Source organism: Candidatus Angelobacter sp., from assembly GCA_035607015.1.
Classification (GTDB): Bacteria; Verrucomicrobiota; Verrucomicrobiia; order Limisphaerales; family AV2; genus AV2.
This window is the reverse complement of the sequence record DATNDF010000520.1, coordinates 1-12,868: the sequence shown is the minus strand read 5'-3', so window position 1 is coordinate 12,868 and position 12,868 is coordinate 1. Positions and strand designations below refer to the sequence as shown.

Below are 12,868 nucleotides of genomic sequence, written 5' to 3'. Positions count from 1 at the left end.
GAAGGGGGATTGGGCCGAATTATTGAAGTGACGCGGACAACTCACCACAGATGGTTGACTCTCGTTTAGGGCTGTTTGATTTCACGACCGGTTTGCTCAACGCAAATCGACGAAGTGGTTTCAAGACTGTAAATCACCATGCGTACCGCTGAACCCCGGTGATGGGAAATCTCCGACGCTGCGGTGTAATCGCACGCGAGGAATAAATTTGATCGGTAGAAGAAGACTGTCTGTCGGCTTCAGTGCGATTAACAAAATGGACTCCAATAAATCCTATTTCTGTTCCACCACAAAATATTCCACCGTTATCTTGCTCCACGCCATGCCAATTCCAGGAGTCGCCTGCAGCGAACGGTAATCCTTTTGATTTTGAAAACGAGCTTGCCCATCAACTGATATTTTCATGCCGGTCTGCCTTATCTCCCAGACGACTTCATGCCATTCATTTGGCCAGATAAAGCCCCTGCCTGGAACGGGAGTAATTCGTCCGGTCAGCGGATCATGCACCCTTAACTCCGAAGGGTTCCCTTCCCAATTGAAAATGACGCCGCCGGTTCCGGCGTGAAGGCGGACGTTGATTGAATCAGTTTTGACGACTGTTCGGATGACAAATGGCGCGTGGAAAGTTTGAGACGTTATGATGTAGCGGTCCCTGTCCGCAGGGGCATTACCGCCAGTCAGGCTGACCCCATCCGGTGCCTGTGTTACCGTGGGGTTGTTCACTGGAATCATCGAACTCAAAATATCGCCTCGGATTGAGCCCTTGCTTACGCGGCCCTGTGGGCCTGCCGTTTCAATGGGAAGTCCGGATTCAACACTAAAGCTTTTCACCATCACCTGGTCCTGATAGCCGCCGATTGCCGGGTAACCTTTGACGCGCCGATAGTCACCCTTGCTCTCAAAGCGAGTTTCCCCGTCCACCATCACTCTCATTTCGTTGGTGGCCATTTCCCAGGTCAAATCATGCCAATCGTTGGGGGATACGAGTCCCTGGCGGGCCACGGGAATGATCCGTCCGGTGACCGGATCAACAATTCTCAACTCAGAAGGATTATCCCGCCAGTTGAAAATTACTTCGCCTATGCCGAAATAAAGGCGCAGGTCTTTCAGATCTGTTTTGGCCCGGGCTTTGACAACACAGGGCGGGCGGACCAGCCGAGAGGCCTGTATGTAGTCTCGCTCGCCTTTTGAGTTCAGAATGACTCCTTCGGGCCCCTGAATGACCTCTATTTCATTCACGGGAGTCATAGATGCAAGAATGTCCGATGAACGAATGGTCGAATTCGTTTGGATCGAAGACGGCAGTGGAATGCCGAGGTTCGAAATGTCCGAGTCGTTTGTGGACGAATCCGGCTCTACTGCGGGCCGACTAGCCGCTACGTTGGTTTGCCTTTCCTGAGCTGTTCTCCCGGATTGATGAGTATCAACGTGATGCTCCCAATAATAGAAAACTCCGCAGCCGATCAACACGATCGTAATTCCGGATAATGCGGTCGCCAAACCTCGACGCGGCGACTCCGTCACTATATCAAAGTCCTCGTGCTCCCAGTCATCTGGTTCCTTTGGCGGAGACACAGAAGCTGAAGTCTCTTCGGAAGTGTCCTGGAGCACCACGGCGGCGTTCTTAAACGCGTTGGCAACCAGATAGTCGAAGGCCAGATTGATTTCTTTAAGATGTTCCTGTGCCTTCGATTGAAGCCGCTCGTTGTTGGCGAACCGATCAGGGTGCCAGACTTGAACCAAATCGCGATAGGCCTTCTTGAGCTCCTCCAAAGACACGCCGGGCTCCACGCCAAGAACTTTGCAACATCTCGAAATCTCACCCATGCCAGGACAACTCTGGCATTGGAATCCGGCCACGCAATCGAATTGTTATCCCGAAAACTTCTTCGCCGCGATGGCGGCGTTGTGGCCACCGAAACCGAACGAATTGTTCAGAACGGCGTTAACCGCCATTTCGCGCGCCTTGTTGGGCACATAGTCAAGGTCGCACTCCGGGTCCGGATGCTGATAATTGATGGTCGGCGGGACGATGTTGGTTTGAACCGCCTTGGCGCAGATGGCCATTTCGACGGCGCCGGCCGCGCCGAGCATGTGGCCGGTGGCGCCCTTCGTTGAACTGACCGCGAGTGTCTTCGCGTGATCACCAAAGACATTCTTGATCGCCTGTGTTTCGCAGAGATCGCCCTGCGGCGTGGAAGTGCCGTGGGCGTTGATATAGGAAATCTCATCCGCGCGCAGCCCCGCGGAACGCAACGCCATTTTCATGCAGCGGCTGGCGCCTTCTCCTTCGGGTGCGGGAGCAGTCATGTGGTTCGCGTCGGCGGTGTTGCCGTAGCCCACGATCTCACAATATATTTTTGCGCCGCGCGCCCGGGCGTGTTCGAGTTCCTCCATCACGATCACACCCGCGCCTTCGCCCATCACAAATCCGTCGCGCTCGAGATCGAACGGGCGCGAAGAACGCTGCGGATCATCGTTGCGGGTGCTCATGGCTTTCATGGCGCAGAAGCCGCCAATCCCCATGGGAACGATGGTCGCCTCGGTGCCGCCGGCAAACATGACGCGGGCGTTGCCCATCTTGATGGTATGCCAGGCCTCGCCAATGGCGTGCGTGGCGGTGGCGCACGCCGAACAGGTGGCAACGTTCGGACCACGCAGCCGGTAGAACATGGAAAAAATCCCGGAAGCCATGTTCAGGATGAGCATCGGTATCAGAAACGGCGACAGGCGACCCGGCCCCTTGCTCAACAAAACCTTGTGCTGGGTCTCGACGGTGTCCAGGCCGCCGATGCCGGAACCGATAAACACGCCGATTTCATCCCGGTTCGACCGGTCCAGGTCCAGACCCGAATCCTTCAGCGCCTGCCAGCCCGCATAAACGCCAAATTGCGCAAAGCGATCGGTCCGCCGGATTTCCTTGGAGGAGGGAAAGGCGGGAGTCGGGTCGAAGTTTTTTACCTCGGCGGCAATCTGACAATCGTAATTGGACACGTCGAAAGCCGTGATCCTGTTGATGCCGCAGTGGCCGGCGATGAGGCTGTTCCAAAACGTGTCAATGTCATTGCCGAGCGAGGAAACCACGCCCAGTCCGGTCACCACGACCCGCCGCTCTGTCCGATTCCCGCTCATGAAACAAACGGGGCAGCTTGCGCTGAAACCAGCCGCCGCTGCCCCGGAAAAACCGTCTTCAAGATTACTTTTGCTTCTCTTCGATGTATTTGATCACATCGCCCACACTTTGCAGTTTTTCCGCTTCTTCATCGGGGATTTCCTGGCCGAACTCCTCCTCCAGGGCCATGACCAGTTCAACCGTGTCGAGCGAATCCGCCCCCAAGTCCTCGATAAACTTCGCGTCGGGTGTCACCTGGTCGGGGTTCACACCGAGTTGCTCGGTGATGATTCCCTTCACTCTTTGTTCGATTGTTTTTTCAGCAGCCATGGGTTTCTCCAGTTTGTAATGATGATGTGTGTCTAAGCGACGCCCCGAAACGCGTCAAGTCCTGAATCGCAAAAAAACTTCCGCGCTTACGGCAGTGTGTCCCGCGGGAAAAGTAACGGCTTTTCATTCGATTTCGTCTTGTCTATCGGCGTCATTTGCCGCCGTCCAGTCAATTCACATGGCCATTCCGCCGTCCACGGCGAGCACTTGTCCGGTGACATAGCGCGCCGCCGGACTGGCGAGAAACAGCGCCGCGTGCGCGATGTCCTCCGGTGCGCCCAGATAATTGAGCGGAATTTTTTGCGTCAGTTGTTTGCGGGCTTCCTCGTTGATGGCGGCCGTCATGTCGGTTTCGATGAATCCAGGCGCCAATGCGTTCACGGTGATGCCGCGTGAAGCCAGTTCGCGAGCGACAGACTTGGTGAAGCCGATGAGCGCGGCCTTGCTGGACGCGTAGTTGCACTGGCCCGCGTTTCCGATCAGACCGACGATCGACGCCACGTTAATGATCCGGCCGGAACGCTGTTTGACAAACGCCCGCGCGAGCGCCTTGGTGAACAGAAACGCGCCCTTCAGGTTCGTGTCGAGGACCGTATCCCAGTCTTCCTCGCTCATCCGCATCAGCAAACCGTCTCGAGTCACGCCGGCGTTGTTGACCAGAATGTCCACGCGCCCCGCCTCGGCCAGAATCTTTTCGCCCGCCTTCGTGACGGCTTTCGCGTCCGCAACGTCCACGGCGTGCGCCCAGGCCTTGCGTCCGAGCGCTCGAACTTCGTCGGCCACCTTTGCCGAGTTCTCCGCGGTGCGCGAGACGCAGGCAATATCCGCGCCTTCGGCGGCGAATTTCAACGCGATGGCGCGGCCGATGCCGCGGCCCGCTCCAGTCACAACAGCGACCTGATTGGCAAGTTGACTCATAGCTGCGGCTCTTTAACCACGAACAACCGTGAATGAACAAGAAAATCCCGCCAGCCAGGCGGCGGAAGCACCCTGACTTGATTTTCTCCCCCTCCCCGGTTCTGGTTCCTTAATCGTGACAATCACCCCGCCAGCTCCTTTACCGTGGTCTCAAGGCTTGCCGCGTCTGCGACGTTGAGGATCCGGGCGCTTCTGTCGATGCGCCTCATGAAACCGCTCAACGCGGTGCCCGGTCCCAGTTCAATGAATCGCGTGAAGCCTTGCGCGAGCAAGTACCGCATGGATTCCTCCCAGCGCACCGACGACGTCACCTGCTCGACAAGCCGCGCGGCGATCTGGTCGGGTGTCGTGTGTGAGTGGGCTGATACATTGGAAACCACCGTGACTGCCGGCGTGGACAGTTTTATGTTCGCGAGTTCGGCTTGCAGCTTCGGCTGCGCGCCAGCCATGAGCGGCGAGTGATATGCGCCTGCAACCGGTAATGGAACCGCGCGCTTCGCGCCCCTGGCTTTGGCAAGTTCGACGGCCTGCGCGATCTTGTCCGATTCGCCGGAGATCACGAGTTGGCCCGGGCAGTTGAGATTTGCCAGCACGACTCCCGCTTCGGCGCAGACTTCGCGCGTGGCCACTTCGTCGAGTCCGATGACCGCCGCCATGCCACCGCGCGTCTTCTCGCATGCTTCCTGCATGAACCGACCGCGCTGGCGCACGATTCGCAAGCCGTCCTCGAAACTCATGGCGCCCGCTGCCGTCAACGCCGTGAATTCGCCGAGCGACAATCCCGCCACCGCCTCGAACTTCAACGCCGGCACGCGCTCCCGGAGCAACTGGAAGGCGACCCAGCTCACGAGGAAAATTGCCGGCTGCGCGTTTTCCGTCTTGGTCAACTCCGAGTCCGGACCGTTGAAACAAACCGCGGTGAGGTCATAGCCCAGCGCGGCGTTGGCGTGGTCGAACCAGACACGGGCGGCCGGAAACGCAGCGGCCAAGTCCTGGCCCATGCCCACGACCTGCGCGCCCTGTCCGGCAAACAACAACGCGGTTTTACTCATAGAAGCGGTGAACTAAATACGAAGCCGGGCTGTGGAGGAAAGCTGAAAATCTGAAGCGCCGGGCGAAACGGCCGTCTGCTGCCGTTCCCGGCGTCGTCGTAAAGGGTGCCGGTAACAGACCGGCGCGACAGCGAGCCGTTTGAAAATCCGTGTTCCATCCACTATTGATCTGTGGCTCAATGGCGGCATGAAAATCACGCGATTCGTTCGCCGTCAAAGCTCGCTTGTGCTGGTTGCATTCCTGGTGTGTTTCTCCCGATCGGCTTGGGCCCAGCTCGCCCAAGGCGTTCGCGGGCTGGCCACGCGCGCGCCGAAGCTCATGAGGATCGACGGCGATCTCTCGGAGTTCAAAGACGCTTTTTGCACGCCGGTCGAGTATTTCAGCTTTGATGCGAAGACGCTGCACAACCGCGCCGGTCAGTTTTTTTACATGTGGGACGACGAGGCGTTCTACGCCGGGTTGCGCACGCTCGATGAATCGCCGGCCAATTTTGCAGACGACAATCACCTTTGGGAAGGCGACGCGGTCGAGTGGTATTTCGACACGCGCCAGGACGGAAACTTTCGCAGCCTGTCGTGGCCGACAAACGCCTCTCCCGGCGCGGTGCATTGTTACTGGACCGGCCTGAAAGGAACAAATGTCCAGCCCCGTTTTTGCCTCCGCCCGGGTTATCTCGAAGCAATCAGAAAGATCGGCGTCGAAGTCGGCGCGCAACGAACAGCGCACGGGATGGACGTCGAATTCAAACTGCCGTGGGCGAATTTTCCCGGCTTCAAGGCCAGGGCGGGCGTGGTCATCGCGCTTGACGCCGAATTATGTTGCAGCGATGGGGGGCCGCGGGTGTTTAGATCGTTCGTTTACGGTAGTCCTCTGTCGGTGCAACAACCGGCAAGCCTCGGAAAGATCCAACTGGTTGAGAAGCTGGAACCGTCCTTCTGGAAGGCGTGCGGGCCGGTGATGACGCCCGTCCGTTGTGACACCGCCTGGACACAAAACTCGAAACCGCAGGTGACCGCCTTTATGGCGCTCCCGCCAAACCAAACGGAGCAAATTGGCAAGGTCATCTTCGAGGTCCTGGGCACAAATGGAAAATCGCGGGGCGGGTTTGAAGGCAGGGTCGAAACGTTTCAGGCTGAGGGCGATTTCAAGCGCGCCGTCGCGCAGTGGCCGAGCGATCTGGCGTCCCCCGGCGCGTATCATTTGCTTGGCGTCGTTTACGACAAGTCCGGAAAAGAACTGACGCGCGTCGCCCCGCGAATGGTCAGCGTGAACATGAGTCCGGGTTATTGAGCGGATTCGCGGCGTCAACCAGGTAAGGCCATCGCAATCATATTGAAGGCGGGAGCGAAGATCCAGATCGGGCTCGTCGGCGATTACGACGCGGGGACGACCGCGCATGTTGCCATTCCCAAGGCGCTGGCGTTCGCCGCGACCGCGGAGAAACACGAGATCGAAGCCGCCTGGTTGCCCACGCAAAGCCTGGCTCCCGACGCGGAGAAGCAACTGCAACGCTTCGACGGCATCTGGTGCGTCCCGGGGAGCCCTTACCAAAACATGGATGGCGCGCTGAACGCGATCCGATTCGCGCGCGAGCGGCGGCGTCCGTTTCTTGGCACCTGCGGTGGATTTCAACACACGCTGATCGAGTATGCGCGCAACGTGCGCGGTCTTGCCGGCGCAGACCATGCGGAGTCGAACCCGGCGGCAGGGATGCCGTTGATCGCACCCCTGGTGTGCGTGCTGCGCGGCGTCGGAGGTAAAATCCGTTTCAAACCGCACTCGCGCTCGAGACAGATCTACGGATGCGACGAGGTGATGGAGGAATTCAACTGCGGTTACGGTTTGAATAGCCGGTACGTTGCGATTTTCGAGGAAGGCCCGCTGCGCATTTCCGGTGTTGATGGAAACGACGAGGTCCGGGTCGTTGAGCTCGACGACCATACATTTTTCGTCGCAACGCTGTTCCAACCGGAACGCTCGGCGCTCAGAGATGTCGCGCATCCGCTGATTCGCGCGTTTGTGAAGGCGGCCTGCGCTCAAACAAGTGGTGGTTGAGCAAAATTCAATTGCGCCGGCGCGGAGAAACATTAGCATCCCTCCTCCCGCGGAATCGCGCGCACCAAAAACAAATCGTTTTCATGAACAGCTACAAAATCGCGGCACTTGCCGGCGACGGCATCGGGCCGGAGGTGATGCACGAGGCGATCAAGGTGCTGAGGGTCGTCGAGAAGAAATTTTCCCTTGAATTACTGATCACTGAAGCGCCCGTCGGTTGGGCCGGTATTGACGCCGCGGGCAAGGCGCTTCCGGACGCGACGCTGGAGCTGTGCAAACGGTCGGACGCGATTTTGTTCGGCTCGGTGGGACTGCCTGACCGTGATCCGACGATTCCGAAGGAGCAACGCCCCGAACGCGCCGCCCTCCTGCGGATTCGCAAGGAGTTTGGATTGTTCGCCAACCTGCGCCCGGTGAAACTGCTGAGGGCGCTGGCCCACGCGTGTCCGCTGCGACCGGAGCGGCAGGGAGACGGCGTTGATGTTCTCGTCGTGCGGGAACTGACCGGCGGCATGTATTTTGGCCAGCCGAAAAAAACCGAACCGGTTTCGCCCGCCGTGCAACGCGCCATAGACACGATGGTCTATACAACACCGGAGATCGAGCGCATCGGACACGTCGCCTTCAAGGCCGCGCGACAGCGGCGCAGGAAAGTCACCAGCATTGACAAGGCGAACGTGCTTGAAAACGGCGTTCTCTGGCGCGAAGTCGTCACAAGCGTCGCAAAGCAATATAACGACGTGACGCTCGAACATATGTTTGTGGACAACGCCGCGATGCAGCTCGTGCTCAAGCCGGCGCAGTTCGACGTGATGCTTTGTGAAAACATGTTTGGCGACATTCTGAGCGATGAAGCGGCCGCCCTGGCCGGTTCACTCGGCATGCTGCCCAGCGCAAGCCTTGGAGCCACGGCGGGGGCGCGAACGTTCGGCTTCTACGAACCGGCGGGCGGCACCGCGCCGGATATTGCCGGGAAAAATCTGGCGAATCCCGTCGCGCAAATCCTTTCCGCCGCGCTGATGCTCCGTCACAGCTTCGGATTGAATGACGCGGCGGCGGCCATCGAGAGCGCCGTCGAAAAAGCGATCACCACCGGTCATCGGACCGGCGATATCTACAGCGCGAACGAATCCGGCACGACCAGGATCGGAACGAGTTTGATGGGCGATGTGATTGCATCGGCGATTTGATTTTGGGCGGGCAGGATCGCGGCGGTGAGGATGATCTCGTTGCCCCGCGTGGGTTTTCATTGACTGGCCCGGCGTTCCCGCCTACGAACGGAGCGATTCACAAGCCGCCGATGAGCAATCGAACGCACGCAGGCAGCCGGTTGACGCTCTGGCTCGAAAAGGCTCCCGCGCCCGCCTTTGCCGCCTATGCGATCATCGCCGCCTTCTCCACCTACTTCTGCATGTATGCGTTTCGGAAGCCATTTGCCGCGGCCAAGTTTGAAGGCGAATTCTTTTTTGGTTCCACCGTCGCGCTCAAGACCGCCATCGTCATCAGCCAGATCATCGGCTACGCGCTGTCAAAGTACATCGGAATCAAAGTCTGTTCCGAGGTTTCACCCACGCGCCGGGCGCTGACCCTCGTTGCACTGATTGCGGGGGCGGAGACGGCACTCGTCGCGTATGGCCTTGTCCCCAACAATCTCAAAGTGGTCGCCATCTTCTTCAACGGCCTGCCGCTCGGCATGGTTTGGGGGCTGGTGGTCTGGTATCTCGAAGGCCGGCGCACGTCGGAACTGCTGCTGGCCGGGTTGAGTTGCTCTTACATTCTCTCAAGCGGAATCGTAAAAGACATCGGACGGGCAATGCTGGAAGGCGGCGTCGCGGAATGGTGGCGGCAAGTGCCGTTGATCGGAAACGCCATCGGTTCGCTGCTCGGCAAAGTGAGTGAAAGCTGGATGCCCGCGGTGGTTGGCCTGCATTTTTTGCCCCTGTTTCTGCTGGCGGTCTGGATGTTGAACCAGTTGCCGCGGCCGAGCGAGGCGGACGTGGCAGCCCGCTCGAAACGTCAGACAATGACCGGCACCGACCGGCTGGCGTTTGTCCGTCAATTCATGTTTGGAATGCTGCTGTTGTGCATCGCTTATTTTTTTCTGACCGCCTACCGTGATTTCCGTGACAACTACCAGGTGGAAATCCTGGATGATCTCGGATACCCCTACGAACAGAACAAAACCATCATTTCCCAGACTGAAACGCTCGTGGCGTTCGGGGTGATGGCGGCCCTCGCCTTGCTGATGTTCGTCAAAGACAACCGGCGCGGTCTTCTGGGCGCCTTCCTGATCATGACCGGCGGTGTGGCGTTGCTGGGGATCAGCACGGCGCTGCTGCAAGCGCGGTTCATCAACGGATTCTGGTGGATGACCTTGACTGGACTCGGTTCGTATCTGGCCTACGTCCCCTTTGGTTCGGTTTTGTTCGACCGCTTGATCGCATCCACCCGCGCTGCGGGAACCGCGGTATTCGCCATCTACGTCGCCGACGCGATCGGCTATACCGGCTCGGTGGGCGTGCAGCTGTACCGGGACCTGGCGGAGAGCAATGTTTCGCGGCTCGGTTTTTTCGAGGGGTACACTTATTTCATGTCCGTGCTGGGAGTGACGTGCCTGGCCGGCAGTTGCATTTATTTTTTGCGCCGGAACCGTCGAAGCCAGCCCGAGGTTCCCATCGTTGCCCGGTAATCCGGAAAAAGCCGGACGCGTCATTGTGCGGCATCGAGAGATTGGTTCCGTTCAGGTGGTCGCGGGCATTTGCTCAAATGTTTACCGACATCACCTTTGCTTCGATGAGCGGGGTCCCGTGCGGGCCGATGTTTGAACCGAAGAGCGCCGCGAGGATGACCAGCACTTTCAAGCGTTTCAGAAAATGCACGAGTCGAAAGGTCTCCCGAAATCCGAGCGCCGCGTGAGCCTTCAAGCCCGCGGTATTGCTCAACTCCGCGTCGCTTGCGATTTCTGTCATACCATGGGCCGCCGCCCAGCGCTCGGAGGCCTCCACAAGCTTCCGGCCTATTCCTTTTCCCTGGAGGTCTGATTCCACAAACCAGCCTTCCAGACAGGCGACACGAGCGGAGAGCGAACCATCGACCCGGTCGCGGATGGAAACTTCGGCGAATCCTCCCAGCCTTCCGTCTTCGCGGGTGAACACGAACACGGCGCGCGTTGCAGCGTTGATGGAGTATTCCTCCATTTCGCAGGCGTGCATTGCCTCCGAGCAGTCGGGCCAGAGTGCACGGCGCAGGCGCAGCCATTCGGACCGATCGTAGGGTTCCAGCGGACGAATCGACATGTCACTCAGACTCCGTAGTAGGTTTCGTAAACCCGCGCCGCCTGAACGCGCGCTTCTTCCCACTTCCAGGCCGTTTCGGTGAACCGGTCCGGACTGAGGCTTTTGACATACGCAGAGGGACGGCGGTCGAGCAGCGATTCCACCAGCAGTTTGCCGATGCCGCCGGAACCGGAGATACCGTGCGCGTTGCAACCGCCGGCCATGACGAATCCTTTCGCGCGGCAACTTTCGCCGATGATGAACCGGCCATCCGGGGTGAACGTCGGCCAGCCTTTCCCGACAAAGTTCTTTTTCGATTCGGTCGTGCCCGGCAATAATTGGGTGAAACTCTTCTCGAAGCTGTCGAGCACATTCCAGTCGGTTTCGACCGCTGACGGTTCGCCACTCAACGAAAAACTGCGCGGGTCGAGGTGCAGGGATTTCGGCTCCCAGCCACCCAGCAGCAAACCGCCGTCGCGCACACGGCCGTACAACGTCATTTCCGGAATGCGGAAGCACGGCAGGTCTGGTCTCAGCCCGCGCATGGGCACGGTGATGTAATACTCATGGCGCACGGGGACGATGGGAAGTTCAAGTCCGGCAAGTTTAGCCACATGGTACGCATGAGCCCCGGCAGCATTGACAACATACTTGCATTCGGCCGTGCCCCGATTCGTTTTCACGCCCGTCACCCGCCCGTTTTTTATCACGATTCGTTCGACCGCTGTGCCCGTCAGGAAGCGAACTCCTGTTTGTTCGCAGGCGTGTTTGTAGGATTCGGCCACACGCTGCGGCGTCATCCATCCGTCGGATGGACACCAGAGCACCGCCTTCACCAGCGTGAAGTCCATCAGCGGCCAGAGGCGTTTTGCTTCAATCCGGTCGATGAGATGCGCTTCAAGTCCCGCGTCGGCCGCGACCTGCTCGAGGCCTCGAAATTCCCCGGCGCGCCTTTCGCTCAGTGCGATGCGGAGGGAGCCGACTTCGTGCCAGTCGGGTTTTACGTCAGACTTTTGCAGTTCACGAAAGACTGCAACCGAGTGCATGGCGAGCCTGATCCGTTCGACCGAATCGCGCGCCTGACCGCACAAACCCGCGCCCTGGGACGTGGTTACCTGGCCGACCTCGGCGGCACGTTCGATCAGAAGGATCTCCGTCCTGCCCGCCTTCGCGAGGGCATAGGCGACACCACAACCGATCGCGCCACCGCCGACGACGATGATTTCGGCATTCGGCAGCCCGCTCATTTTTTATGACCGGTTCCACCCGCCAGGTTCAGATACCATTTCACAAAACTCTCCACGTTATATTCCTTGAATGCCGAATATGGCCCGGGCGTGTAGGCGCTCGAATTGACGCCTTTCTGTTGTCGTTCACAAATCAGCCAATCCTGTTCGGAGGTCAGTTGCCAGAACGGCATCAGCCTGGACAGATCGTAGTCGCGGCTTTCCACCGCCTTTTCGTCCACGAGCCAGTACACGCGAACCGCGGTTCGCTGCGGACCTGCGGGCAGGAGCCGGGTGCTAACCGCGTGGTCGCAGCTTGAATGGTTCCAGAAATTCGGCAGACCGCGGATACGCAACGTGCCCACGTCCGCCCCGGAGTATCCGCCCATGAGTGGCGCAACTTGTCTGCCATCCATCGATTCGCTGACCCAACCGTCCGCCAGCGGTGTGCGGTTGGCGGAGAACCAGATGTTTCGCTCCGCGTCGGGAAACAAGGTCATGCCGGTTTGTTTGTGTGTCGGGGCGAGACCGCTTTTCGCCCATTTCTTTTCGCTGTTAGTCACGACGGAGTCGATCGCTTCACGGACGCGCGGCGAAGTGTCATCGGCGTTGTAGTGGTCGAAATTGGCCTTGATGTATTGCGGGTGATTGACATTGCAGTGAAAACATTCGCGGTTGTTTTCCCAGACCAGCTTCCAGTTGGCGTTGACCAGATAATCGACCGCCTTCGCAACCTTCGCTCGCGCATAACCCTGTGGTTTGAGCAAAGGCGCAAGCGCCTGACGGGCCGGCGTAATGGGCGGCGGATTTTCCGCCAGGGAAATAAAAATCAATCCTTCGATTTCCTCAGCGCGCACGGAGCGCAGGCTGAATTGCGACTTGTCGAGGTCCGCCTGCAT

12 protein-coding genes are annotated in these 12,868 nt (G+C 58.9%); 4 read left to right on the top strand and 8 right to left on the bottom strand.

The genetic code is table 11. The annotated features are described in order from the left end of the window. Nucleotides 1-273 precede the first annotated feature (273 nt). From VN887_20900 to fabD, 5 genes are all read right to left on the bottom strand, one after another. Complete coding sequence (locus tag VN887_20900; protein ID HXT42479.1) at nt 274-1,827, bottom strand: J domain-containing protein; 1,554 nt, start codon at nt 1,825-1,827, stop codon at nt 274-276. Nucleotides 1,828-1,872: 45 nt separating this feature from the next. Further along, nucleotides 1,873-3,132, bottom strand: coding sequence for a beta-ketoacyl-ACP synthase II (gene fabF, locus VN887_20895; GenBank protein ID HXT42478.1), 1,260 nt, complete (start codon nt 3,130-3,132; stop codon nt 1,873-1,875). Nucleotides 3,133-3,196: 64 nt separating this feature from the next. Next, a complete protein-coding gene (gene acpP, locus VN887_20890; protein ID HXT42477.1) occupies nt 3,197-3,442 on the bottom strand; it encodes an acyl carrier protein in 246 nt (81 codons plus the stop codon). 174 nt (nt 3,443-3,616) lie between these two features. Continuing rightward, nucleotides 3,617-4,360: a 3-oxoacyl-[acyl-carrier-protein] reductase gene (fabG, locus tag VN887_20885; protein ID HXT42476.1), complete on the bottom strand. Its 744-nt coding sequence runs from the start codon at nt 4,358-4,360 to the stop codon at nt 3,617-3,619. 122 nt (nt 4,361-4,482) lie between these two features. After that, complete coding sequence (gene fabD, locus VN887_20880; protein HXT42475.1) at nt 4,483-5,412, bottom strand: ACP S-malonyltransferase; 930 nt, start codon at nt 5,410-5,412, stop codon at nt 4,483-4,485. 187 nt (nt 5,413-5,599) lie between these two features. Here fabD and VN887_20875 point away from each other — a divergent pair, with 187 nt between their 5' ends. The 4 genes from VN887_20875 to VN887_20860 all read left to right on the top strand — a co-directional run bounded on the left by VN887_20875 (nt 5,600) and on the right by VN887_20860 (nt 10,157). Continuing rightward, the gene (locus tag VN887_20875) at nt 5,600-6,703 is read left to right on the top strand and encodes a hypothetical protein (GenBank protein HXT42474.1); all 1,104 of its coding nucleotides are present in this window, start codon (nt 5,600-5,602) and stop codon (nt 6,701-6,703) included. A gap of 42 nt (nt 6,704-6,745) precedes the next feature. After that, nucleotides 6,746-7,468: a CTP synthase gene (locus VN887_20870; GenBank protein ID HXT42473.1), complete on the top strand. Its 723-nt coding sequence runs from the start codon at nt 6,746-6,748 to the stop codon at nt 7,466-7,468. 83 nt (nt 7,469-7,551) lie between these two features. Further along, nucleotides 7,552-8,658: a 3-isopropylmalate dehydrogenase gene (gene leuB / locus VN887_20865; protein ID HXT42472.1), complete on the top strand. Its 1,107-nt coding sequence runs from the start codon at nt 7,552-7,554 to the stop codon at nt 8,656-8,658. Between the two features lie 110 nt (nt 8,659-8,768). Beyond that, entirely contained in the window at nt 8,769-10,157 is a 1,389-nt protein-coding gene (locus tag VN887_20860) for a DUF5690 family protein (GenBank protein ID HXT42471.1), read from the top strand. 73 nt (nt 10,158-10,230) lie between these two features. Here the strand turns inward: VN887_20860 and VN887_20855 are convergent, their stop codons facing one another. The 3 genes from VN887_20855 to VN887_20845 form a co-directional block, all read right to left on the bottom strand. Further along, nucleotides 10,231-10,764 (bottom strand): GNAT family N-acetyltransferase, encoded by a 534-nt coding sequence (locus tag VN887_20855; protein ID HXT42470.1) that lies wholly within the window; start codon nt 10,762-10,764, stop codon nt 10,231-10,233. A 5-nt stretch (nt 10,765-10,769) separates the two neighbouring features. Further along, entirely contained in the window at nt 10,770-11,990 is a 1,221-nt protein-coding gene (locus VN887_20850) for an FAD-dependent oxidoreductase (protein HXT42469.1), read from the bottom strand. Beyond that, nucleotides 11,987-12,868: SRPBCC family protein (locus tag VN887_20845; GenBank protein HXT42468.1), on the bottom strand; the 882-nt coding region annotated here is incomplete at its 5' end. The genes VN887_20850 and VN887_20845, both read right to left, overlap by 4 nt.